Raw genomic sequence first — 24,573 nt, 5'->3', positions numbered from 1 at the left:
TTGCCGCATGCACACGGACACCTCTGCCACGCCCGTGCTGGAAACCCGCTGGGCCGCTTGCGAAGACGACGTGCGCGACGCGCAACGCCTGCGCTACCGCGTGTTCGCGCAGGAGATGGGCGCCCGCCTGACGCCGCCCGAGGGCACGCCGAGCGGGCTCGATGCCGACCGCTTCGATGCCTTCTGCGACCACCTGCTGGTGCGCGCGGTGGACCCGGTGCATGGCCCCGGTCCGCTCATCGGCACCTACCGCGTGCTGACACCCGAGGCGGCGCGGCGCGCGGGCGGCTTCTACACCGACACCGAGTTCGACCTGTCCCCGCTCGCGCCGCTGCGCGGCCGCGCGCTGGAACTGGGCCGCTCGTGCGTGGACGCGCAGTGGCGCACGGGCAGCGTGATCATGGCGCTGTGGACCGCGCTGGGGCAGTACATGGTCGAGCACCGGCTCGACACCATGATCGGCTGCGCCAGCATCGGCCTGGACGAACAGGGCCTGAGCGCGGCGCGGCTGTGGCACCGGCTGTGCCGCACGCACCTGGTCGAGGAGCGCTGGCGCGTCGAGCCCCGCATCGCGCTGCCGCTGGACGCCGAGGCTCACCCCGACGACCACGGCGACACCGCGCCCCCCGCACCACCGCCGCTCATCAAGGGCTATCTGCGCTGCGGCGCCCGGCTGCTCGGCCCGCCCGCGCTCGACGTCGCGTTCAACACCGCCGACCTGCCGCTGATGCTGCGCATCGGCGAGCTGTCGCCGCGCTACCGGCAGCACTTCTTCGGCGTGGCCGCGTGACCGAACCCGTGCAACCGGTGCAGGCGTCGGCGCGCTCGCGGCGCGCGCTGCGCTCGGTGGTGGCGGCGCAGTTCTTCAGCTCGCTGGGGGACAACGCGCTGCTGATCGTTGCCATCGGCCTGCTCATGCAACGCCACGCGCCGGGCTGGATGACCCCGGCCCTGCGCGTGTTCTTCTATCTTTCCTATGTGCTGCTGGCCGCCTTCGCGGGCGCGGTGGCCGACGCCGCGCCCAAGGGCCGCGTGCTGATGGTCTCCAACCTGGTGAAGCTGGGCGGCTGCGCGCTGCTGGTGTGGCATGTGCAGCCGCTGGTGGCCTATGCCCTGGTCGGCCTGGGCGCGGCGGCCTATTCGCCGGCCAAGTACGGCATCCTTCCGGAGCTGCTGCCGCAGGACGAACTGGTCCGGGCCAACGGCTGGGTCGAGGCGAGCACGGTGGTGTCGATCCTGTTCGGCGTGGCACTGGGCGGCGCGCTGGCGAACAAGGGCCATGCACTGCCGGCCATTGGCGCGGTGTACCTGCTCGCGGCCCTGTGCACGCTCTCCATTCCGCACAGCCCGGCGCGCAACCGCGCGGCGCTGGCGCATCCGGGCGAGCTGGTGCGCGATTTCGGGCACTCGCTGCGGCTGCTGTGGCGCGATGCCGATGCACGCATTTCGCTGGCCGTGACCAGCCTGTTCTGGGCGGCTTCGGCCACGCTGCAGTTCCTGGTGCTGCGATGGGGCGCCGAGCGCCTGGGGCTCACGCTGTCGCAAGGCGCGCTGCTGCAGATTGCGGTGGCGGTGGGCATGGTGGCCGGCGCCATGGGCGCGGCGCGCTGGTTCCCGTTGCAGCGCGCCATGCGCGCGCTGCCGCTGGGCGTGGCGCTGGGCGCCGTGGTCATGGCGATGACGCTGGTCACGCAAACCGTGCTGGCCTCCGTGATGCTGGTGGTGATCGGTGCGCTGGCCGGCCTGCTGCTGGTGCCGATGAACGCCTTGCTGCAAAGCCGCGGGCTGCTGCGCATGCATCCGGGCCAGTCGATCGCGGTGCAGAACGCCAACGAGAGCACCGCCTCGCTGGCCATGCTCGCCGTGTACGGCGCGCTGGTCTGGCTCGACGCCCCGCTGCTGCCCACGCTCGCGGGCTTCGGCGGCTTCCTGGTGCTGGCGATGGGCGCGATCTTTCTGTGGTCGCGCCGGCTCGGGGCCTCACGCGAGGCGCTCGCCGTTCAGAAGGTGTAGCGCGCGCTCACCCGCACCGTGCGTGGCTCCATGGGGTGCACATGGCGGTCGTTCACGCCGCCGTTGCAGCTGCCACCGGCCACCTCGCCGGCCGTGCACGAGGCGTAGTAGTACTCGATGTCGTTGCCCTTGCGGCCCGCCAGGTTGAACACGTCCAGGCCCAGCGTGAGCTGACGGTTCACCGCATAGCGTGCGCCGAAGTTCAGCAGCGTGGTGGCGCGCGAGCGCACCGTGTCGAGCGTGTCCAGCGCACGCGGCCCCATGTAGCGCAGCCGCAGCGACGCGGTCAGCGGGCCCTCGATGTAGGTGATGCCGGCCGCGACCACGCGCTCGACAGCGTTGTCCACGTGGTTGCCTTCACCCTGCGGTGCCGCGCCCTTGAAGCGCGCACGCGACAGCGCGCCGTCCACCTCGAGCCGCCAGGCGCGGTCGAACTTCCAGCGCAGCGTGGCCTCGATGCCGCGCCGCGTGCTGGCGCGGCCGGGTTCGGTGGTGCCGGCGTCGCCGACGTAGACCAGCTCGGAAGCCAGGCCGAGCTGCCACAGCGCCACCGTGGCCGTGAGGTCTTCGTTCGGCTGGAAGCGCCAGCCGACTTCGGCGCCGCGCCCCTTCACCAGTGCGGGCACGCGGTCGGCCGGCAGGCCGCTGCGCGGGTCGGTGGTGATGGTGGCGCCGCGCACGTCGTTGCTGTGAAAACCCACGCCCGCGTTGAAATAGAACTCGTGCGCCGGCGTGGGCGCGAAGGCCAGGCCGAACTTGGGGCTCAGCTGCGCGTCGTGCCCCTTGCCGCTGTTGAGCGGCCCATACACCGGCTCTCGGCCCTGCACGTCGTAGCGCAGCGCGTCGCCGCGCAGGCCCACGTAGGCGCGCCAGCGCTCGCTGAAGTTCACCAGCTGCTGGCCGTACACCGAGAACAGGTCCTGCGACACCCTGTCGTTGCGCACCGTGCCCAGGCGCTGGCGCGCCTCGGTGTCGTAGAGCCCCACCTCGGCGATGCGGTCGCCGCGCCACTGCGCGCCGAAGCTCAGCAGGCCGTCGAGCCCCGCGATCTTGTTGCCCATCGAATGCGAGCCCTGCGCGCCGAAGATGCGGCGGCGGTCGGTCTGCTCGAACTGGTCGCCGTTGACGGGGTTGTTCAGGAAGTAGGTGAAGTCGGAGAACAGGTCGAAGCGGTAGTCGATGGCGTAGGCGCTGAACTCGGTGTCGCCGTCGGGTCCCTTGTCGAACCATTTGCCCGACAGGCTGATGCGTTGCGTCTTGCCGCCGTCGGTGGGGTTCAGGCTGCCGAAGCGCGGCAGCGCGCCACTGTCGACGAGCCGCTCGGGCACCTGGTCGGTCGAGGTCCAGCTGCTCTTGTAGGCCATGCCTGTGAGGCTGAAGCCGCGCGTGGGCGAGCCCTGCGAGTAGCGCAGCACGGCGTTGGCCTTCTTCAGGTTCTCGGGCACGTTCCACGGGCCGTTGTTGCCTTCGAGCTCGACGGCGCCGAGCCAGGTCTGGTCGTCCACCGTGCGCGAGCCCGCGGCCAGCAGCCGCTTGAAGTCGTGCGAGCCCACCGTGAGCTCGGCAAAGGGCGCCTCCAGCGCGCTGAAGTAGTCGAGCGACGCGCTGCCCGCCAGGGAGAAGTCGCCGCTTTGCGCAAAGTACGGGCCCTTGCGGTAGCGCACGCCCGACACCAGCTCGGGCATCAGGAAGTTGAGGTCGGCATAGCCCTGCCCGTGGCCGTGCGAGGGCATGTTGACCGGCATGCCGTCCACCGTCACCGCGAAGTCGGTGCCGTGGTCGAGGTTGAAGCCGCGCAGGAAGTACTGGTTGGCCTTGCCGTCGCCCGAGTGCTGCGTGGCCACCACGCCGGGCACGGCCTCGACGATGTCGCCGGGCCGCAGCTTGGGCCGCGACTGGTACGACTCGCGCTCCACCGCCCCTTCGCTGGCGCTGTCGGCCGTGCCGATGGCGGTGTCGCGCGGGCCGACGACCTGGATCTCGGGCAAATGATTCTGCTGGGCGCAGGCGGCGGCGCTGCCGAACAGGGCGCCGAGCAGCCAGGGCCGCGTGGCCGTGCGGGACGGAAGGTTCATGGGGCGGGTGTCTCCTGCGTTTGTCGGGGTGCCGCGCGGGGCGGGTACAGCGCTTACGCGGGGAACCGCCGGACGGATGTGGTGGGCCCGGCTAGGGTTGTCACTCTCTGGCGCTGAAGGGTTATCGACTATGTTTTGCAGGCTTCGTGCTTGCGCGTCGTCCCTGTCGTTCCGACCCAGACTTTCACAACACCGTTGGAGACCTTTCCATGCAATTCCGATTCAAGCTGCTGGCCCTGAGCAGCGCTCTCGCCCTTTCGGCCGCCGCCTTCGCGGCCGATCCGATCAAGATCGGCGTGGACGGCCCCTACACCGGCGGCTCGTCCTCGATGGGCGTGAGCATGCGCGACGGCGTGCGCCTGGCCGCGGAGGAAATCAACAAGGCCGGCGGTGTGCTGGGCCGCCAGATCCAGCTGATCGAACGCGACGACGAAGCCAAGAACGAACGCGGCGTGCAGATCGCCCAGGAATTCGTCAACAAGGAAAAGGTGGTGGCGGCCGTGGGCTACATCAACACCGGCGTGGCGCTGGCCTCGCAGCGCTTCTTCCAGGACGCGAAGATTCCGGTGCTCAACAACGTGGCCACCGGCTCGGTCATCACGCACCAGTTCGACAAGGACCCCGAGAACTACGTCTTTCGCAACGCCGCGCACGACAGCATCCAGGCGCCGATGATCGTGGAAGAAGCCATCGTGCGCCGCGGCTACAAGAAGGTCGCGATCCTGGCCGACTCCACCAACTACGGCCAGCTCGGCCGCGAAGATCTGGAGCGCGCGCTCAAGAACAAGGGCATCACGCCCGTGGCGGTCGAGAAGTTCAACATCAAGGACGTCGACATGACTGCCCAGCTGCTCAAGTCGAAGGAAGCCGGCGCCGAGGCCGTGCTCACCTACGGCATCGGCCCCGAGCTGGCCCAGATCGCCAACGGCATGACCAAGCTGGGCTGGAAGGTGCCGATCATCGGCAGCTGGACGCTGGCCATGGCCAACTTCATCGACAACGCCGGCCCCGGCGGCGACGGTGCGCGCATGCCGCAGACCTTCATCCAGGAGCCGACCACGCCCAAGCGCAAGGCCTTCATCGAAGCCTTCCTTGCCAAGTTCAAGCCCAAGAACAACCGCATGGATTCGCCGGTGTCGGCGGCGCAGGGCTACGACTCCATCTACCTGCTGGCCGCCGCGATCAAGCAGGCCGGCAGCACCGACGGCCCGAAGATCAAGGCGGCGCTCGAAGACCTGCAGGCGCCGGTCGAAGGCGTGGTGACCACCTACAACAAGCCCTTCACCAAGACCGATCACGACGCCATCACCGCCAACATTCCAGTGTTCGGCGAGGTCAAGGGCGGCCGCGTGGTCTTTGCCAGCGCCGACGACCAGAAGAGCGCCGGCACCGTGCGCATGAAGGACGTGGCGGCCAACGACGCCCTGCTGAAGAAGTAAGCACCGGCGCGAGCGCCGGCGCCGCCCCGGGGCCTGTTCCCGCGGCGGCGCATTTTTTGGTCCATCGCTTTCCTCGAGCCGCCATGCAAATCCTCACCCAACTCATCTTCAGCGGCATTGCGCTGGGCATGATCTATGCCGTCATCGCGTTCGGCTACCAGCTCACCTTCGCCACGTCGGACACCCTGAACTTCGGCCAGGGCAACGCCCTGATGCTCGGGGCCATGGTCGGCCTCACGCTGGTGAACATGGGGCTGAACTACTGGCTGATGATTCCGCTGGTGTGCCTGTTCGGCGCCTTCCAGGGCACGGTGGTGGAGCGCATCGCGGTGCGCCCGGCCATCAAGATCAAGTCCGAGTTCGGCTGGATCATGTCCACCATCGCGCTGGGCATCATCTTCACCAACGTGGCGGAGAACGTGTGGGGGCGCGACGACCTGAAGTTTCCGTCGCCGCTGCCCGAGTCGCCGCTGCACTTCCTGGGCGCCAACGTGCTGCCGATGGAAATCCTGGTGGTCATCGGCGCGCTGCTCATGATGCTGGCGGTGGAGCTGTTCAACCGCCGCTCGATCTACGGCAAGGCCGTGGTCGCGACCTTCAACGACCGCGACGCCGCCAAGCTCATGGGCATCAACACCGGCCTGGTCATCACCTTCTCGTATGCGTTGTCGTCCATGACGGCGGCCTTCGCCGGCGTGCTGATCGCGCCGCTCACCCTGACCGGCGCCTCGATGGGCGCGGTGCTCGGCCTGAAGGCCTTCGCGGTCGCCATCATCGGCGGGCTCACCAGCGGCATGGGCATCGTGGTGGGCGGGATCATTCTCGGCATTGCCGAGACCACCACCGGCTTCTACCTGAGCACCGGCTACAAGGACGTGCCCGGGCTGGTGCTGCTGCTGATCGTGCTCGCCGTGCGCCCCTCGGGGCTGTTCGGCAAGGCCGCCATCAAGAAGGTCTGAGCAACACAAGCGCCTCGCCATGAATTCCGAAAAAATGAAAACCAGCCATCTGCTTCTTGCGGTCACCGGCGTGGCTGCGCTGCTGCTGTTCCCGATCGGCATCGACAACCCGTACTACATCCACCTGCTCGAGACCATCATGATCTACGCGATCCTGCTGTTCGGGCTCGACATCGTGGTGGGCTACACCGGCCAGGTCTCGCTGGGGCATGCCGGGCTGTTCGGCCTGGGCGCCTATGCCGCCGGCGTGCTCGTGTTCAAGCTTGCGATGCCGTTCTGGATCACGGTGCCGGTGGCCATCCTGGTCACGGCCGGCTTCGGCGCGCTGCTGGCCTTGCCGGCGCTGCGCGTGTCGGGGCCTTACCTCGCCATGGTCACGCTGGCCTTCGGCACCATCATCCAGATCCTCATCAACGAGATGGATTTCCTGACCAACGGCCCGATGGGCATCAAGCTCGAGAAGCCCGCGCTGTTCGGCCACAAGCTCGACGACCGCGAGTACTACTGGGTGGTGGCGGTGCTGATGGTGCTGGCGCTGGTGGTGGTGCACCGCATCCTGCGTTCGCACCTGGGGCGTGCCTTCGAGGCGCTGCGCGGCAGCCCGGTGGCCTCCGACTGCATGGGCGTGTCGGTCTATCGCTACAAGGTCTACGCCTTCGTCATCAGCGCCGGCTTCGCCGGGCTCGCGGGCTGCCTCTATGCCTACTCCGAGCAGTACATCTCGCCCAACTCCTACAACTTCGAGCTCACCGTGCTGTTCCTGCTGGCGGTGATCATGGGGGGACGCAAGAGCCGCATCGGGGCCATGCTCGGCGCCACCATCATCGTGCTGCTGCCCAAGCTGCTGGACGACGTGGTGCTGTTTCGCTACGTGTCGGTGGCGCTGGCCGTGCTGGTGCTGGTCTCCGCGGTGGTCGCGGTCCGGCGGCAGCGCGCCTCCCCCGTGCAGATGGCCATTCCCGTGGTCGGCAGCATCGCGCTGGCGGGCCTGGCCTTCTGGCTCGACGCCATGACCGACTGGCGGCTGTCGATCTTCGGCGTGATCATGCTGTTCGTCGTGTACTACCTGCAGGACGGCATCGTCGGCTTCGTGCGCAAGGCCTTCAACATGCGCCGGCCGGTGGCATCGCTCGCGGCAGCCGACGTCGTTGCGGCACCGGCCGACGCGGTGTCCATCGCCGCCCATGCCGGCGGCACCGAAGACGTGCTCGAGGCCTCCGGCGTGCTGATGCAGTTCGGCGGCCTGAAAGCGCTCAACAACGTCGACCTGCGCATCAAGCGCGGCACCATCCACGGCCTGATCGGACCCAACGGCTCCGGCAAGAGCACCATGATGAACGTGCTGACCGGCATCTACGTGCCCACGGCCGGCGCCATCTCCTTCGGCGGCCGTTCGCTGGTCGGGCGCACCTCGGCCGACATCGCGCTGTCGGGCATTGCGCGCACCTTCCAGAACGTGCAGCTGTTCGGCGAAATGACCGCGCTGCAGAACGTGCAGGTCGGCCTGCACCACAGCTTTGCGAGCAACCTGCTCGACGTGGCGGTGCACACGCCGCGCTACCGGCGCGAGAGCGCGGCCGCTGTGCAGCGCGGGCTGGGGCTTCTGAAGTTCGTCGGCCTCGAGGCGCTCGCCACCGAGGAGGCGCGCAACCTGCCCTACGGCAAGCAGCGCCTGCTGGAGATCGCGCGTGCGCTGGCGCTCGATCCGCAGCTGCTGCTGCTCGACGAGCCGGCCGCCGGGCTGACCGCGCCCGACATCAAGGAGCTGCTCGCCATCATCCGCAAGATCCGCGAGCACGGCGTGACCGTGATCCTGATCGAGCACCACATGGACGTGGTGATGAGCATGTGCGACACCGTCTCGGTGCTCGACTTCGGGCAGAAGATCGCCGAGGGGGAGCCAGCCCGCGTGCAGGCCGACGAGAAGGTGATCGAGGCCTACCTGGGCGGCACCGCATGACACGCGCCGAAATCACACGTGCAGCAAGCGCAAGCGCAGGAAACCCATCATGCTGAGCATTCAGAATCTCTTTGCGGGCTACGGCAAGGTGCAGGTGCTGCACGGCATCTCGATCGACGTGCCCAAGGGCAAGGTCGTGACGCTCATAGGCTCCAACGGCGCCGGCAAGACCACCACCATGCGGGCCGTCTCCGGAATGATCGCGCCCACCGCCGGCGAGATCACGCTCAACGGCAAGCGCATCGAGGGCCTGGAGTCGTACCACATCGCCAAGCTGGGCCTGGCGCATTCGCCCGAGGGACGGCGCGTGTTCGCGACCATGACCGTCACCGACAACCTCACGCTGGGCGCCTTCCCGCGCCTGACCGGCAGCCGCCCGCGCGGCGACGTGGCGGGCGACCTGGAGCGCGCGCTCGAACTCTTTCCGCGCCTGAAGGAGCGCCGCACGCAGTTGGCCGGAACGCTGTCGGGCGGCGAGCAGCAGATGCTCGCCATGGCGCGCGCCGTGATGCTGAACCCCGAGGTGGTGCTGCTCGACGAACCGTCGATGGGCCTGGCGCCGATCCTGGTGGCCGAGGTGTTCCGCATCATCGAGCGGCTCAAGAGCGAGGGCGTGACGATGCTGCTGGTGGAACAGTTCGCCGCCGCCGCGCTCGGCGTGGCCGACTACGGCTATGTGCTGGAGAACGGGCGCATCTCACTGCATGGACCGGCCGAGAAGCTGCGCAGCGACCCGGCCGTCAAGGCCGCCTACCTGGGCGGCGGGCATTAGGCGCCCGGCACGCTGACCTGCGTGTGCCAGATGGCGGCCTCGCGGGCGTCTTTTCTCATGTGCTCCAGGAAGTCGGGCGCCACGCACAGGAACAGCGTCCTGCCCTCCGCACCGCCCAGCGCGCAGGCAAAGACGCCCATCTCGCCGGTCGATATTTCCTGCAGCACACGCCCGCCTTCGGCCACGCGCAGCACGCGGTGGCCCACCGCGTCGGCGATCCAGGCGGCACCCTGCGCATCGAGCGCGGCGCCGTCGGGTGCCACCTTCAGCTGCGGGATGATCGATTCGAGGTCGTGCCCGTCCGGCAGGGCGCCGAACGTGGCCCAGTCGCGGCGCGGCCCCAGCATGCCGTCGGGCTGGATGTCGAAGGCCGAAATCCTGTTGCCGAAGGTTTCGTTCACGAGCAGCGTCTTGCCGTCCGGCGTGCACATCGCGCCGTTGGCGAAGTGCATGTCCTTGGCGACCACGGTCACGCGGCCGTCGGGGTCGACGCGGGCCAGCTGCGCCGTCTGCACCGGCGCACCGCCCATCAGGTCGAAGCCGAAGTTGCCGACGTAGGCGCGGCCTTGCGCGTCCACCGCCATGTCGTTGACGTGGCCGCCCGCGACCTCCGACAGGTCGGCGTGAACGGCCAGCCTGCCGTCGGCCTCGCGTCGCAGCAGCTTGCGATCGCGCATGGACACGATCAGCAGGCGTCCGTCGGGCAGCCAGCCCAGGCCCGAGGGCTGTTGCGGCACGTCGGCGATTTTCTCGACCTGGCCGTCCAGGCCGACGGCGATGACCTGGTGCGTGTAGAAGTCGGACACCCACAGCCGGCCTTCATGCCAACGGGGCGCCTCGAAATAGCTGTAGCCGGAAACCAGTGTGGCAAACGGGGCAGAAGGGGCAGAAGGGGTGAGCGCGGTCATCGACGATGTCTCCTTGGTTGTGTTTGCCAACCAATCTACATCCGCTGCGCCCAGGCTCGCTCGGGATTTGCCCCTCCTGCGCGATGGCCCGGTGCTCGGCACTGCTTTCCAGGTCGCCAGATACTCCTCGGACTACCCACTGAAGAGCGAAGCATGCAATTCCCGAAATTCGGACTCATCCCTGGGCTGCTCCTCGGTGCAGCGCCCGTGGTTGCGCAGATCAACGCCGGAACGCTGCCCCCCACCCCATCGCCGCCGTTCAAGCTCACGAAGGTCGCGCAGTTCGATCTGCCATGGCGCATCGCCTTCCTGCCGGACGGACGCATGCTCGTCACCGAGAAGACCGGCAGGCTCTACCTCACGACCCCGTCCGGGCAGAAGCTCGAAGTCGCTGGCGTGCCGCCGGTGCTGTCCCAGGGCCAGAACGGCCTGCTCGGCGTGTACCTGGCCCCGTCTTATTCGAGCGACGGGGCGATCTACCTGACCTATTCGGAGCCCGGGCAGGACCCGGGCACCTCGAGCCTGGCGCTCGCCCGCGCGACGCTCAGGATTGGCGCCGGCACCGCCTCGCTCGAGGACCTGAAGGTCGTCTGGCACGACCCGATCAAGGGCAAGGGGGGCCAGGTCGGCGCGGCCGTGGCCTTTTCGCCGGACCAGAAATTTCTCTTCCTCACGGCCGGCGACCGGCAGCGCTTCAGCCCCGCCCAAGACCCGAACCAACCGGCCGGCAAGATCCTGCGGCTGACCCTGGACGGCAAGCCCGCACCCGGCAACCCGATGGAGGGCAAGACCGGCGCACGGTCAGTGCCGGTGATCGATCCGCCAAGAGACACGGAGGCCGCCAAAACCGCGCCTGTGGTGCGCACCCATGTTTTCGACGGCCCGAACCTGACGCCGTCCGAAACGTGGACCTCGGGCCATCGCACGCCCTACGGCCTCGCGTTCGCGCCCGATGGCCGCCTTTGGGAGCTCGAGCATGGGCCGCGCGGCGGCGACGAACTCAACCTGATCGAGCCGGGCAAGAACTACGGTTGGCCGCTCGTCTCCTATGCGGTGAACTACGACGGCGTGCCCATTGCAAGCCCCGACACGCGCCCCGACCTGGCCAAGCCGGCAATCTACTGGACGCCTGTCCTCGCGCCCGGCAACCTGATGTTCTACAGCGGCGCGATGTTTCCGCAGTGGAAGGGCTCGGCGTTCGCGCCCGGTCTCGCCAGCCGTGCCCTGCACCGGATCGAGGTGCGCGGCGCGACCGCGACGCCGGCAGAGCACTGGACGGTGGGCTTTCGCGTTCGCGACGTCGAGCAGGCGCCGGACGGCGCGCTGTGGTTGATCGAGGACGACCACGAGGGCGGCTTGTATCGGCTCACGCCGAAGTAGTCACGTCGAGGTCGTCAAGCCCACCTTGTGGGTGGGCTTGCCGCGATCAGGCCAGCGCCGTGCCGAATGTGGCCAGCAGGCGCGTCCAGGCGCGTTCGGATTGGGCCGCGTTGTAGACCTGTGTGTCGGGCGGGCACCAGCCGTGGGCCGCCGGGTACACCTCCACCTCGGCTGGCAGCTTCGCGGCGTCGAACGCCGCGCGAAGCGTGACCTTGGCTTCGGGGTCTTTGGTGTCGTCGTTCTCGGCCACTGCAATCAGGTAGCGCGCCTGCGTCTGGGCCACCAGGCGATGGGGGCTGTCGGGCGCCGCGGTCACCATGGCGGCGCCGTGGAAGGTTCCGACCGCGCCCACGCGGCCGGGCGCCACGGAGGCAGTGCGCACCGCGATCGGGCCGCCCATGCAATAGCCGGTCGTGCCCAGCTTGCGCGCCTTGTCCACCTCGCGTTGGGCATCGAGCCAGGCCACGAAGGCTTTGCCGTCGCTCAGGTGCATGGCCGGCGTGAGGGCCTGCATCAGCGGCATCACCTCGGCGATGGGCGTCTGGCCGCCCTGCGCCGCGGTGGGCGCTTTCTTCTGCCTGTAGAAGGGGTTCACCACCAGCACGCTGTACCCCGACTCGGCCAGCCGCCGACCCATCTGCCTGAAAGCAGGGCGAAGGCCGAAGATGTCGGGCCATACCAGCACGCCGGGTGCCGGGCCCGATGTGGGCGCGACAAAGTATGCGTCGCAGCTGCCATCTGCGGTGGTGATGATCACCTCGCGCTCGGCCACGGCCACCGCGTTGGCCACGCTGGGCAACGCGGTCAGCAGGCCGGCGGATGCGGCCAAGGCACCGAAGTCGCGGCGGGTGTACTTCTTGAGCTCTTCCTGGTCGTTCAGATCACACACGATGGGTTTACCTTATTTGATTGACGTCAAACGTCAGCTTTTGCCATGAATCGGGGCTGCTAGCAAGCAGGCAGGTTTTCCCCTGACGCCCGGCGCCTGAAAGGCATTCAGGGAGCCCCAAAGCGGCGGCAGATCTGATAACGCCAGGAACGTCCACGGCCGAACGCTCGCGGACGGCGGACGACGCAAATGCCTGCCGTCCGGTGTAGCTATGGATAGCGACATACACGCTGTCAACAAATTCTCACAATTTAGAACTTATCGCTAAGCAGTCCACCGACCCCGCACGCCCGTGCGCTGGTTGTCCGCCTTTGCAAGTGGGCTCTCGATTCATCTGTGAGACGCTCATGAAGAAGCCGCAGCCATCGGCGACGGGGTTCCCCCGCGCATCTGCCATCGGCCTTGCCGCACTGGTCTGCACGCTGACCGCGCCCGCAGCCTTGGCGCAGGGCGTCCCACCCGCAGTGCTCCGGCAGAACGACACCGTGCAACGCCAGCTCGAGGACCGTCTGCGCGAAGAACAGGACCGGGCCCGCAATGCCGTGCCGGCGCGTCCGAACACAGAGCCGCAGACCGAGGCGCCGCGCACCACCGTGCCCGATCTCGGCGGCTGCCGCGACATTCAGCGCATCGCGATCGAAGGTGCAACGCAACTTCCCGCGGCGCTGCGCCAGCAGATCGACACCGACCATGCCGGCCAGTGTCTCGACTCCAAGAAGCTCGAGAACATTCTCGCCCTCATCACCAAGAGCTACATCGACCAGGGCCTGATCACCAGCCGCGCGTACCTGCCGGCGCAGGACCTGCGCACAGGGACGCTGACGATCCGCGTGGTGGAGGGGCGGATCGAGAAATACGAGCTGGACGCCACGCGTCCGGGCGGCGTTTCGCTGTCCGGCGCCTTTCCGGCGGCGCCCGGCGAACTGCTGAACCTTCGCGATCTCGAACAGGGCACCGATCAACTCAACCGCCTCGGCTCGAACAGCGCCACGCTCGATGTGCGCCCCGGCCAGCAGCCTGGCGAAAGCGTCGTCGTCGTGCGCAACCCCTCGCGTTTGCCGGCTCGACTGTTCCTGTCGGCTGACAACCTGGGCACGCCGGCCACCGGCCGCGACAGCCTGACGGGCACGTTGAGCCTGGACAGCCTGCTCGGCCTGAACGAACTCATTGCGATCACGCAGCGCAACTCGGTGCCTCACGACGCGGACCACCGCTCCAGGGCCACGGCCCTGCTGCTGTCGGTGCCGTGGGGCTACTGGAACGTCGGCGCCGACCTGAGTCGCACCAGCTACGGCAACCGCATCACGCAAGCCAGCGGCAACACCCTGCTCGCCGAGGGCCGCACCGACACTGTCGGCCTGACGGTCGACAGGGTGCTGTTGCGCAATGCCGGCAGCCGCCTCAGTGCGAGCGCGCGCATCGGCACACAGGACACGACCAGCTACGTCGGCGGCGAGCTGTTGGGAGTCGCCAGCCGCAAGCTCGCCATGTCGGACCTGAGCCTGAGCGGCTTTGTCGCGCTGGGCGGCGGCGTGCTGAATGGCCGCCTGGCCTGGGCGCATGGCCTGAAGGGCCTGGGCGCACTGCACGACCCCGCGGGCCTGGCGCGCGACCAGCCGCATGCGCAGTTCGACAAGCTCAATGTCGACCTGGGCTTCGACCGCCGCTTCAAGCTGGCCGATACCACCTTCGCCTGGTCCAGCCAGTTCAGCGCCCAGCGGGCTTTCGACACGCTCTATGGCTCGCAGCAATTCCTGATCGGCGGTCCGGGCAGCGTGCGCGGTTCGCTCGTCAACACGCTGAGCGGCGACAACGGCGTGCTGTGGCGCAACGAACTCGGCGTGCCCTTCGCGCAGAAAGTCGGCGACGTGCCGGTGGTGGGACGCGGCTACATCGGCCTGGACGTGGGGCGCGTGAGCAATCGCGCCGCGGGCGTGCCCTCGGGCTCGATGTCGGGCGCGACCGTCGGTGTGTCGTTGCAGGCGGCGGGCGCGAGCGTGGACCTGTTCGTCTCGCGCGCCATCCGGTTGCCCACCGGCATGCGCCGCGAGTCCACGCAAGTCGGCTTGCGTCTTTCCTATTCCCTCTGAGGTGCTTGCCATGAATCACATCTATCGCGTTGTCTGGAATGCAGGCCTGGGCCTGTGGACAGCGGCCTGCGAGACTGCCCGCGGCAAGGGAAAGAGCGCGAGCACCGCGATGCTGAGCGCCGCCGCCGCCGGCCTGCTGCTGCCGGCGCTCGCCCACGCACAGGCGCAGCCCTCGGCCGTGCCCGCGGGCGGCGCATTGCGCGCCTTTCTCGCGCCCAACGGCGCGACCGTGGTCAACATCAACGCGGCCAATGCGGCCGGGCTCTCGCACAACCAGTACCAGAGCTTCAACGTCAACGCCGCCGGCCTGGTGCTCAACAACGGCAACGCGGCGCAGGCTGCCTGGGCCTCGGTGCTGGCCAACGGGCAGGTGGCGGCCAACCCGAACCTCGGCGCGGCGGCGCGCATCATCCTCAACGAGGTGACCTCGAACAACCGCAGCACGCTCGCCGGCTTCACCGAAGTGCTCGGCGGCCGCGCCGACGTGGTGCTGGCCAATCCCTACGGCATCACCTGCTCGGGCTGCGGCTTCCTCAACACCGACCGCGTGACGCTCACCACCGGGCTGCCGACGCTCAACGCGGACGGCAGCCTGCGCGGCTTCTCGGTCCAGCAAGGCGACATCCTCGTCAACGGAGGCGGGCTCAACGCGACGGCGCAGCAGATCCTCGACCTGGTGGCACGCACGGTGCGCATCGATGGCGCGGTGCGCACCGGCGACCTGGGCATCACTGCCGGCACCAACCAATGGGACTACGCCAGCCGTGCCGTCACCGGCAACGCGGGCGCTGCGGGCGGCGCCGGCAGCTACGCCATCGACAGCACCGCGCTGGGCGGCATGTACGCCAACCGCATCCGCATCGACGCCACCGAAGCCGGTGTCGGCGTGCGCATGCTGGGCGAAGCGGCGGCCACGGCCGACGACTTCACGCTCACGGCGGCGGGCCGCATCGAACTGGTGAATCGCATCTCGGCGCAGCGCGACATCGCGATCGCCGCCACCGGGGCGGCCGCGTCGACGATCGCGCTGTCGGGTGGCAGCCTCACGGCCAACCGCGACATTGCGGTCGCGGCCGAGCAAGGGGCGATCGCCATCGACAGCAGCCAGCTCGTCGCCGGCCAGGACCTGCGCGTGACCACCGCGGCCACCGACCCGCGCGCGCTCACGCTGGCGCTCAGCGACAGCCGACTCGGCGCGACGCGCGATGCGATCGTCTCCGGCGGACTGGGCAACGCGCTGCTCACGCGCAGCAGTGTCCAGGCCGGCAACAACCTCGACGCGGGCGCGGGCACCGTCGCGCTGGGCGACGGCGTGGTGCTGCAGGCCGGCAACGCGCTGGCCGCGCGCGCGACGGTGGGCGACCTCGGCCTGGGCACTGCCGCCATCGTGGCCACCAACGGCATCCGGCTCGACAGCGCCGGCGCGACGCGGATCGCGGCCAGCAGCAATGGCGGCGTGGAAAGCATCAGCGGCGACATCGCCATCAACGCGGGCCGGGTCCTCGACAACGCGGGCATCGTCACCGCCGACGCGGGCAGCCTCGCGGTGCGCGCCGGCATCGCCCTCACCAACAGCGGCACGCTCCATGCCGGCCGCGATCTCTCGCTGGCCGATGCCTCGGGCGGCGCAAGCCAGAGCGTCGACAACACCGGCCTCATGCTCGCCGGCCAGGCGCTGAATGCGCAGGCGTCGACGCTGACCAACAGCAACGTGATGCAGTCCGGCGGCACGCAGACCCTGGCCGTCGGCCTGCTGGACAACAGCGCCAAGGTCATCGGGGGCGCCGGCCTCGGCATTCAGGCAGGCAGCATCGACAACAGCGGCTACCTGCAGGCCACGGCGGGCGACAACAGCGTCGCCGCGACGGACGTGACGAACCGCGGCGCGGGTGCAATCTATGCCGTGGCCGGGTCGCTGGGCATGACGCTCGCCGGCACGCTCGACAACAGCGGCTACGTGGGCGCCGCGCAGACCGCCCGTGTCCAGGCCGACAGCATCGCGAACCGGGCCGGCGCCGACATCGGCAGCGGCCAGGGCGCGGTGATCCTCACCACCGCCAAGACGCTCGACAACGCCGGCACCGTGCTGGCCGAGACGGGCGGCGCGACGCTCACGGCCGGCGGCCTGCTCACCAACAGCGGCAACCTTGCCGCGAAGCAGGCGTTGACGGTGCAGGCCGGCGGCCTGGTCAACACCGCCACCGGCTATGTGGTCAGCGACAGCGGCACCGTCGCCCTCGGCTCGACCGGCGCGCTCGCCAACGACGGCGAGATCGTCGCCACCAACGGCGCGGTGCAGCTCGATGCGACCGGCGCGCTGACCAACAACAGCTTCGTCACGGCCGCGCTGAATCTGGGCGCGCGGGCGGGCAGCATCGCCAACACGGCGAGCGGCAACCTCGTCAGCACGAACGGCAACGTGGCGCTGGCCAGCACCGGCACGCTTGCCAACGACGGCGTGGTCGCGGCGCGCGCGGGCCGGCTCTCGCTCGACGCGGGCGACACGCTTGTCAACAACGGCGACCTCGCGGCGCAGCAGGACCTGGGCGCGCAGGCGCGCGCGCTCACCAACCGGGGCAACATCGTGAGCGACCAGGGCGCCGTCGCGCTCGAGACCCGGGACACGCTCTACAACGGCGGCACCCTCGCGGCCAACACAGGAAACGTCACGCTGCGCAGCCAGAACACCGTGCAGAACGAAGGCACGGTCAGCGCTGCGCAAGACCTCGCCATCGCCGGTTCAGGCGCGGGCGCGGCGAACCAGCTCCTGAACGCTGGCACCGGCAGCCTGCTGGCCGGCGGCCGCATGACGATTGCCAGCAACAGCGTGACCAATGCCGGCAAGGCCTGGATCCAGGCCACCGACGGCAGCACGGTGACAGGCAACTTCGTCGACAACGCCGGCACCTGGCTGCTGTCCACACAGGCAGGCGCCGTCGACGACGCGCTGGCCATCGGCGCGAACACGAACAACAGCGGCACGCTGCAGAGCGAGCGCAACCTCGGCATGAGCGGCAACCTGACGAACAGCGGCACGGTCTCCGCCGTCGGCAAGCTGAGCGTCAACGCACCCGCCGGCGCGATCGACAACCAGGCCGGCGCCACGATCCAGGCCGGCCAGGCGCTGAGCCTGGCGAGCAGCGGCAGCCTGAGGAACGGCGTGGGCGCCTCGATCGCCGGCAACAGCGTGGCGCTGAGCTCCAGCGGCACGGCCTTCGAGCCCAACGGGCTGGTCAACCAGGGCACCGTCAACGCGCGGGACGGCGGCGTCACGCTGCGCGTGAACGGCACCATCGCCAACAGCGGCACCATCTACGGCAAGCAGCTGGTCGACATTGCCGACCGCGCCGGCACCGCCAGCGAGTCGCTGGACAACAGCGGCGCCATCTACAGCGACAACACCCTGACCCTGCAGGGCGCGGCGCTGGGCAATGCGGCCGGCGGGCGCATCGAGTCGGCCAGGGGCACCACGATCACCGGCGCGAGCCTGCGCAACGACGGCGTGTGGCTGCTCGGCTCCAGGGACGCGAGCTCGTACTCCTACGTCACGCTCACCGGCGCGCTGACCAACACGCGCGACATCCAGACCGTGGGCCATGCCGCCTTCGGCGTGGGCACGGTCGAGAACGCGCAGCGCGCGGGCGACCCGGCCGGCAACGCGACGATCGTCGCGGGCGGCAACCTGACCCTCAGCGCCAATGCCGACACCGGCGCGGCGGACAGCTTCGTCAATGCCGGCACCCTGCAGGCCGGCGGCACGCTCAAGGCCGACTCGCTGGGCGGCATGCGCAACAGCGGCGCCGCCAGCCTGATGCTGGGCGACCGGCTGGATCTCGAGTCGCGCAACACACTGCAGAACGAAGGCACGATCCAGAACGGCAGTTCGGCATCGGGCAGCGTGTTCGCGGTCGGCAACATCACCAACTCCGGCACGATCACATTCGGCACGGCGCCTTCCGGCTACGCGGAACTCTCGGGCGCGCGCATCGACAACAGCGGCACGCTGCAATCGGCCGGCGACCTGGGGCTGCGTGTCGGCGTCGCCGGCGTGCACGGCAACGGCAGCATCGTGAGCGAGGGCGATCTGTCGATCGTCACCCGCGCCGGTGGCGACTTTTTCGACTACACACCCGAAGGAAAGCTCTACGCCGCGGGCACCTTCAAGCTCGTCGGCGCGAACCTCCTGCTCGGCGACGGCCAGCAACTGGCCGCCAATGCGATGGACTTCAGCCTGCACAGCCTCACGCTCGGCAAGGGCGCCGTGCTGCAGACCAGCGGCGCGATGGGCATCAGCACCGAAACGCTGACGCAGGCGGACAGCACGAGCCGGATCATGGCCTCGATGGGCAGCCTGGAGACCGGCGCGCTGAACTACAGCGGCCTGTCCGTGACCGGCCCGGGCGGCTTCAACAACATCGGGCTGATCTTCTCGGCCAGCAATTTCAGCCTGAGCGGAACCTCGATCACGAACACCAGCACCGGCGGCATCGCGGCGCTGGGCGACCTGACCGTCAACGCCACCACGGGCAACCTGCTGAACCAGGGCGCCCTGTATGCGGGCGGCACGCTCTACGGCCAGGCCGCCGCCGGCACGATCACCAACGCGGCCACGACGACCCAGTACCTGGGCACGATGGACGCGGGCACCGGCATCGCGCTGAGCGCGAAGACCATCGTCAACAACAGCACCATCAGCACGCCGGGCACCGTCAGCCTAACGGCCACGACGATCCGCAACGAGGTGCTGGGCGGTGACACGCGGCAGACCAACCTGACCTACGGCCAGGAGGTGCTCATCTCCCAACCCAACGTGCTGCCGGCCGTCTATCGGACGGTGTGGTCGTCGGCGCCGGGCTATGCGACGACGCCGGGCATCAAGGCGCAGATCACCGCGGGCTCGGTCGTGGCGCGGTTCAACAAGTTCTTCAACCTCGGGGCGGTGCTGTCGGCCAACAACCTGAGCCTGACGGGCCAGGGCGCGGCGGCGGCATTCACCAATGACGCGCTCGCGTTGCCCGCCGCTTCGAACGGCTCGACCTACTACTACCAGTCCAACGGACAATGGTTCTCCGGATGCCTGACGCTTTGTGCCTTCCCGGGGACGAAAGCCTGGGCCACGAAGGAAGAGGCCATGTTCAACGGCCGGATACTGCCGGCCACGCCCCCGAGCGGCATCGCCGTGGGCGGCGGTGTCTACGCCGACACCCTCACCGGCAGCGGCTTCGAGCTCATCAACAACGGCCTGAGCACGCCCGCGCCGACCGCGCAGAACCTGAAGGCGATGACGGCCGGCCCGGCGAATGCGGTGACCACCAAGCAGGCGCCCACGACGACCGCGGTCGCCGTGGGCACCGGCTCGTCCACCTCGGTGAGCGGCGGCACCGTTGCCACCGGCCAGGCCGCCGCCCCCACCGGCGGCGCGAGCACCGCCAGCGGCCGCGCGCCCGCCTCCGGCACCGTGGCCGCCGGCGGCACCGCCACCATCCGGCCGGTGACGGCCGGCACGCTGGCCGCCAACGCGGCCAACGGTGTCTCGGGCACCTCGTTCGGGGGCATCCGCATCACGCTGCCGACCAACCCCAACGGCTTCTTCGTGATCGCGCGGGATCCGGATGCGCGCTACCTGGTGCAGAGCAACCCGCTGTTCCAGGTCGCGCCCACGACGCTCGGCTCCGACTACCTCGCAGGCCTGCTCGGCTTCAGCCCCGACCAGACCGTGCTGCGCCTGGGCGACGCGAGCTACGAGGCCTTCCTGGTCAAGCAGCAGCTGATCGCGCGCACCGGCGAGGACGTGCTCGACGGCTACCAGAACGCCGGCGCCCAGATGCAGGGCCTGATGGACAGCGCCGCCCAGCAGAGCACCGACCTGAAGCTCACCTACGGCGTGGCCCTCACGCCGGAGCAGCAGGCATCGCTCAAGCACGACATGGTGTGGATGGTGGCGACCGAGATCAGCGGCAAGGTCGTGCTCGCGCCCGTGGTGTACCTGTCGGCCGCGACGAAGAACAGCGTGCTCCAGGGCAGCGTGATCTCGGTGAAGGACGCCAACCTGAACCTCACCGCGCTCACCAACACCGGCGGCACCATCGTTGCGTCGAACACGCTGAAGGTGGTCGCGGTGGGCGACATCCAGAACGTGTCGGGCACCATCAAGGCCGCGAACGTGGCGCTGGCCTCGACGGCCGGCAACATCGTCAACCGCACCACGGCGGTGACCAGCGGCAATGCGAAGAACAGCAGCACGCAGATCGGCAAGACCGCCACCATCGAGGCCACCGATTCACTGGTGCTGAGCGCCAAGCGCGACATTCTGGTGACCGGCGCCAAGGTCTCGGCCGGCGGCGACGCGGTGCTGGCGGCCGGCGGCAACATCGCCTTCGACACCATCCAGGACAAGAGCAGCAACACCACGGTCAAGCGCTCGTCGAGCATCTTCGGTTCCAGCAAGAAGACCACCACCGTCACCACCGTGAAGCAGGTCGGATCGCAGCTGGAGGTGGGCGGCGATCTTGCGATGGCCGCGGGCCGCGACATCACGATCGCGGGCAGCCAGGCGAAGGTGGCCGGCAATGCCGTGCTGCAGGCCGGCAACAACGTCGACATCGTCTCGCGGGACAACACCACGACCACCGACATCAGCAGGAAGCGCTCGGGCATCGGCGTGGGTGGCGCTGCCTTCGGCGTGCAGAAGACGACCATCAACAACACCTCGACCCGCAACAACGGCGGCAGCATGGAAGTCGGCGGCGACGGCGCTGTGGTGGCCGGCCGCGACGTGACGCTGCAGGGCTCGGTGCTGGCCATCGCCAAGGACGGCTACGTGGCGGGCACCAACGTCAACGTGCTGGCCGGCACCAACAGCGATACATCGCACCGGCGCGACGTGACCACCGGCATCGGCAAGATCGTCGGCTCCAACCAGGCCGGCGGCAGCGTCGGCGGGCCTTCGACCGGCACCAGCACCGATGCGGGCACGGTGGCCGCAGCCGGCGCCGGCAAGGGCGCCGCGCAGGCCAACGCGGGTGCGGGTGCCGGCGGCGGCGCCAATGCCTCGGCCGGCGTGGCGGCGGTCTCGCACGAGATCAAGGTCACGGACACCAGCGACACGCGCAACCTCGCCTCGGTGATCCACATCGGCGGCAACGGGCAGATCGACGCCAGCGGCACGGTGACGCTCAAGGGCTCCAACGTGGCGTCGGACGGCAACCTCGTCGTCAACGCGAACCGGCTCGACGTGCTGGCCGGGCAGGACACCCGAAGCTCGCACACCAACGTCAACACCAGCAACGTCGGGCTCATGAGCAGCACCGGCAACCAGGGCTCGGGCGGCGCCACGGCGAACGCCTCGGCATCGGGCCAGGGCATGCCGGGCGGCAACGCGAGTACAGACGCCAACCTGGGCGCGTCGACCGACAACCGCGTGAGCTACATGGAGCAGTCCATCGTCGACACGAAGACGCGCGAGGTCGTGCACGTCGGCTCGAACCTCACGGCGGGCAAGGGCCTGCAGGCCAAGGTCAACGACACGATGACGGTGGAAGGCTCGCGCGTGGCCTCCGGCGGCGACATGGTGCTGAAGGCCGGCAACCTCATCACCCGGGCGGCCGAGGACGTGCGCGAGACGAAGGTCGACAGCATGCAGACCGCCAGCGGCTTCTACGCCAGCGCCGGCGGCAGCGCCGACACGCAGACCAGCGCGGCGACCGGCGCCGGCACGGCCGTGGGATCGACGGCCGCCGCGGGTGTGCACGGCGAGGTCGGCTCGTACACCAACATCGTGCTGTCGAACAGCGCGACGACGGACACCCGGGCCAGCGTGTCGAAGATCGAAGCGGGCGGCAACCTGATGCGCACCGCGCGCGACACCATCGCCGACGTCGGGACCGACATCCTGGTGAAGGGCGACCTGAACCAGTCGGCCGACAAGATCCTGAGCAGCGCCGCCCGGGACACGCACAGCAGCAGCGCCGGCAGCACGACCTTCGAGACCAAGACCGGCTTCTACGCCGAGTCGAGCGCGAACGCGCAGGCCCAGGGCCGCGCGGAGCAAAAGGGCCAGGCGACGACCAAGCTGGACCCCGATGCGAATACGCCGGCCAAACCCACGGTCAAGCCGGGCACGACCGTTCCCGGTACGGGTGCCGGGACAGCCGGAACCACCGGGACTGCAGGGACTGCCGGCACCGCCGGTACGGGCGCAGTGCCGACCGCCGCAACCGGCGCCGGCGCCACCGCAGCCGCGGCCGCCCCCGCCGCCGCGCCGGCGGCGCCGGGCGCAGCGCCGTCGGACACCGGCTCCGCCAACCAGGTGAGCAAGGGCAATTCCGGACTGGGCGCGGGTGCCATGGCCGGCGCGGGCATCACGATGACGCTCGATGTGGGCACGGCGAACGACGCTTCGTCGAGCAGCACCGCGCGCCGGGGCACCATCCAGGTCGGCGGCAGCGTCAACAGCAAGTCGAACAACGAGACCGTGTTCGAAGGCACGAAGATCGAGGCGGGCAAGGGCGTGAACATCGAGGCCGGCTCGCTCGACTTCAAGGCTGCCAGCAATGCCACCCGCAACGACAGCATGGCCGCCGGCGCCGGCGGCGCGTTCAGCGTCGACCTCGTGAACTCGACCGGCACCGCGAGCGGTTACGGCAACTACAACCAGTCGGGCGCCAAGACCAACACGGCAGTGGCAGGCAGCATCCAGGCGGGCACGGGCGGCGTCAACATCGTGACGCGCAACGACACGCGCATGGAAGGCACGACGATCTCGGCCTCGGGACCGGTGAACATCGCCGCGGGCGGGGCACTGAAGATCGATGCCGCGCGCGACACCTTCGAGACCGGCACCCGTTCCGCCGGCGCAACGGCTTCCGCGACCGCCGGCGCCGACCAGGTCAGCGCGAGCGCCAGCCTCGACTACGGGCAGTCGAACACCTCGGGCCGGCGCGACCGGGTTGCCGCCATCGCCAGCGGCCAGGGCGTGACGCTGAAATCCGGCGGCGACACCACGCTGGTCGGCACGCAGGTGACCGCGGGCGGCGACATCAAGGTGGCGGCCGGCGGCAACCTGGACATCCAGGCCGCGAGCGGCAAGACCGACAGCAGCGCGGTCCAGGTGTCGGTGGCGGCCACGGTCGGCGGCGGCGCCCAGGGCGTCGGCGGCGGCGCGTCGGCCTCGGGCGGCGTGGAGATGTCCAAGAGCGACACCGCCACTGGCGCCACCTTCGACAGCAAGGGCGGCAAGGTCGGCTTCAGCTCGGGCGGCGACACCACGATGACGGGTACGCAGGCCAGCGGGGTGGCACCGACGTCGGTGGAGGCTGGCGGCAATGTCGTCATGAAGGACGCGGTCAGCACGACCAAGGGCTTTGCCTTCGGCGCGCAGTTCGCCGCGGCCGGCGCGAGCGAGGACACGGAGAAGAAGGGCACGCGGCCGAAGACCGACGGCGGTACGGCAGCACCGGCGGCACCGGCAGCACCGGTGGCAACGCCAGCTACCACGACGACAACGACGGCCACGACGACCAAGCCGACCACGCCGACCACGCCAGCCACAACGCCGGCAACCACGCCGGTCCCGGCGCCCAAGCCCGCCGCGACCGCTGCCAGCACCGCGTCTGCGGCACCCGCGCCCGCCGGCGCACCGGCGGCCTCGACGCCCCCCGTGGCCGGCGCCCCCCTGCCGCCCGAGACGGAGAAGACCATCACCAACCAGCAACTCACCGGCGGCAACGGCTCCGGCACCTTCAACGTCGACGTGCAGAACGACAAGAGCAGGCAGCAGACCAACCTGGGCGCGATGACGGTCGTCTCCAACACCCGGAGCGGGGCGGCGAACGTGACCGCCCAGGTGCCGCTGCCGAGCCAGCTGCCCAAGGGCACGCGCGCCACGGCCACCATGACCGATGGCAAGCCGCTGCCGTCGTGGCTCAGCTTCGACGCGAAGACCGGCAAGGTCACGGGCACGCCGCCTGCGGGCTTCAAGGGCGACATCCAGGTGATCGTGAACGTGCCGCAGTCGAACGGGTCTGTCGCACACACGCCGTTGACGATGTCGGTCAAGTAGAAGTGCACGGGCGGCCTGCGCCGAACGC

At 69.5% G+C, this 24,573-nt stretch carries 12 protein-coding genes; 9 read left to right on the top strand and 3 right to left on the bottom strand.

Features of this window, described 5'->3' with window-relative positions:
• Nucleotides 1-7 precede the first annotated feature (7 nt).
• Together AC0IYU_RS32380 and lplT are read left to right on the top strand one after the other, a co-directional pair.
• Nucleotides 8-790, top strand: a complete 783-nt coding sequence (locus AC0IYU_RS32380) for a GNAT family N-acetyltransferase (RefSeq protein ID WP_472125788.1) — start codon at nucleotides 8-10, stop codon at nucleotides 788-790.
• Entirely contained in the window at nucleotides 787-2,013 is a 1,227-nt protein-coding gene (gene lplT, locus AC0IYU_RS32375) for a lysophospholipid transporter LplT (protein ID WP_472125786.1), read from the top strand. Before AC0IYU_RS32380 ends, lplT begins: the two co-directional genes overlap by 4 nt.
• On the opposite strand, the gene AC0IYU_RS32370 is transcribed toward lplT, so the two are convergent.
• On the bottom strand, nucleotides 2,001-4,088 hold the full coding sequence (locus tag AC0IYU_RS32370) for a TonB-dependent receptor (protein WP_472125784.1): 2,088 nt from the start codon (nucleotides 4,086-4,088) through the stop codon (nucleotides 2,001-2,003). The two genes, lplT and AC0IYU_RS32370, sit on opposite strands and share 13 nt — an antisense overlap.
• 209 nt (nucleotides 4,089-4,297) lie before the next feature.
• On the opposite strand from AC0IYU_RS32370, the gene AC0IYU_RS32365 reads away from it, so the two are divergent.
• The 4 genes from AC0IYU_RS32365 to AC0IYU_RS32350 all read left to right on the top strand — a co-directional run bounded on the left by AC0IYU_RS32365 (nucleotide 4,298) and on the right by AC0IYU_RS32350 (nucleotide 9,218).
• On the top strand, nucleotides 4,298-5,527 hold the full coding sequence (locus AC0IYU_RS32365; protein WP_472125782.1) for an ABC transporter substrate-binding protein: 1,230 nt from the start codon (nucleotides 4,298-4,300) through the stop codon (nucleotides 5,525-5,527).
• A gap of 83 nt (nucleotides 5,528-5,610) precedes the next feature.
• Complete coding sequence (locus AC0IYU_RS32360) at nucleotides 5,611-6,486, top strand: branched-chain amino acid ABC transporter permease (protein ID WP_435440440.1); 876 nt, start codon at nucleotides 5,611-5,613, stop codon at nucleotides 6,484-6,486.
• Nucleotides 6,487-6,520: 34 nt separating this feature from the next.
• A complete protein-coding gene (locus AC0IYU_RS32355) occupies nucleotides 6,521-8,446 on the top strand; it encodes a branched-chain amino acid ABC transporter ATP-binding protein/permease (protein ID WP_472125779.1) in 1,926 nt (641 codons plus the stop codon).
• A gap of 49 nt (nucleotides 8,447-8,495) precedes the next feature.
• A complete protein-coding gene (locus tag AC0IYU_RS32350) occupies nucleotides 8,496-9,218 on the top strand; it encodes an ABC transporter ATP-binding protein (RefSeq protein ID WP_435440441.1) in 723 nt (240 codons plus the stop codon).
• Here the strand turns inward: AC0IYU_RS32350 and AC0IYU_RS32345 are convergent.
• A complete protein-coding gene (locus AC0IYU_RS32345; protein ID WP_472125776.1) occupies nucleotides 9,215-10,126 on the bottom strand; it encodes an SMP-30/gluconolactonase/LRE family protein in 912 nt (303 codons plus the stop codon). The two genes, AC0IYU_RS32350 and AC0IYU_RS32345, sit on opposite strands and share 4 nt — an antisense overlap.
• A 153-nt stretch (nucleotides 10,127-10,279) precedes the next feature.
• Here AC0IYU_RS32345 and AC0IYU_RS32340 point away from each other — a divergent pair, with 153 nt between their 5' ends.
• On the top strand, nucleotides 10,280-11,506 hold the full coding sequence (locus AC0IYU_RS32340; RefSeq protein WP_472125774.1) for a PQQ-dependent sugar dehydrogenase: 1,227 nt from the start codon (nucleotides 10,280-10,282) through the stop codon (nucleotides 11,504-11,506).
• A 46-nt stretch (nucleotides 11,507-11,552) separates the two neighbouring features.
• Here the strand turns inward: AC0IYU_RS32340 and AC0IYU_RS32335 are convergent, their stop codons facing one another.
• A complete protein-coding gene (locus AC0IYU_RS32335) occupies nucleotides 11,553-12,395 on the bottom strand; it encodes a dienelactone hydrolase family protein (RefSeq protein WP_472125771.1) in 843 nt (280 codons plus the stop codon).
• Nucleotides 12,396-12,742: 347 nt separating this feature from the next.
• On the opposite strand from AC0IYU_RS32335, the gene AC0IYU_RS32330 reads away from it, so the two are divergent.
• Both AC0IYU_RS32330 and AC0IYU_RS32325 read left to right on the top strand, forming a co-directional pair.
• Complete coding sequence (locus AC0IYU_RS32330) at nucleotides 12,743-14,485, top strand: ShlB/FhaC/HecB family hemolysin secretion/activation protein (RefSeq protein ID WP_472125768.1); 1,743 nt, start codon at nucleotides 12,743-12,745, stop codon at nucleotides 14,483-14,485.
• A 10-nt stretch (nucleotides 14,486-14,495) separates the two neighbouring features.
• A complete protein-coding gene (locus AC0IYU_RS32325; RefSeq protein WP_472125766.1) occupies nucleotides 14,496-24,545 on the top strand; it encodes a two-partner secretion domain-containing protein in 10,050 nt (3,349 codons plus the stop codon).
• The last annotated feature ends 28 nt before the right edge of the window (nucleotides 24,546-24,573 follow it).

The organism is Variovorax sp. AC103 (assembly GCF_979254005.1).
Note: the sequence above shows the minus strand (reverse complement) of the source record. Positions and strands in the feature narration are given on the sequence as shown.

Bases quoted from the DNA above. Each gene is read 5' to 3' on its own strand.
- AC0IYU_RS32325 (WP_472125766.1), top strand. From the start codon at position 14,496: ATGAATCACATCTATCGCGTTGTCTGGAATGCAGGCCTGGGCCTGTGG.
- AC0IYU_RS32380 (WP_472125788.1), top strand. From the start codon at position 8: ATGCACACGGACACCTCTGCCACGCCCGTGCTGGAAACCCGCTGGGCC.
- AC0IYU_RS32340 (WP_472125774.1), top strand. From the start codon at position 10,280: ATGCAATTCCCGAAATTCGGACTCATCCCTGGGCTGCTCCTCGGTGCA.
- AC0IYU_RS32355 (WP_472125779.1), top strand. From the start codon at position 6,521: ATGAAAACCAGCCATCTGCTTCTTGCGGTCACCGGCGTGGCTGCGCTG.
- AC0IYU_RS32330 (WP_472125768.1), top strand. From the start codon at position 12,743: ATGAAGAAGCCGCAGCCATCGGCGACGGGGTTCCCCCGCGCATCTGCC.
- AC0IYU_RS32360 (WP_435440440.1), top strand. From the start codon at position 5,611: ATGCAAATCCTCACCCAACTCATCTTCAGCGGCATTGCGCTGGGCATG.
- AC0IYU_RS32365 (WP_472125782.1), top strand. From the start codon at position 4,298: ATGCAATTCCGATTCAAGCTGCTGGCCCTGAGCAGCGCTCTCGCCCTT.
- AC0IYU_RS32350 (WP_435440441.1), top strand. From the start codon at position 8,496: ATGCTGAGCATTCAGAATCTCTTTGCGGGCTACGGCAAGGTGCAGGTG.
- AC0IYU_RS32345 (WP_472125776.1), bottom strand. From the start codon at position 10,126: ATGACCGCGCTCACCCCTTCTGCCCCTTCTGCCCCGTTTGCCACACTG.
- AC0IYU_RS32370 (WP_472125784.1), bottom strand. From the start codon at position 4,088: ATGAACCTTCCGTCCCGCACGGCCACGCGGCCCTGGCTGCTCGGCGCC.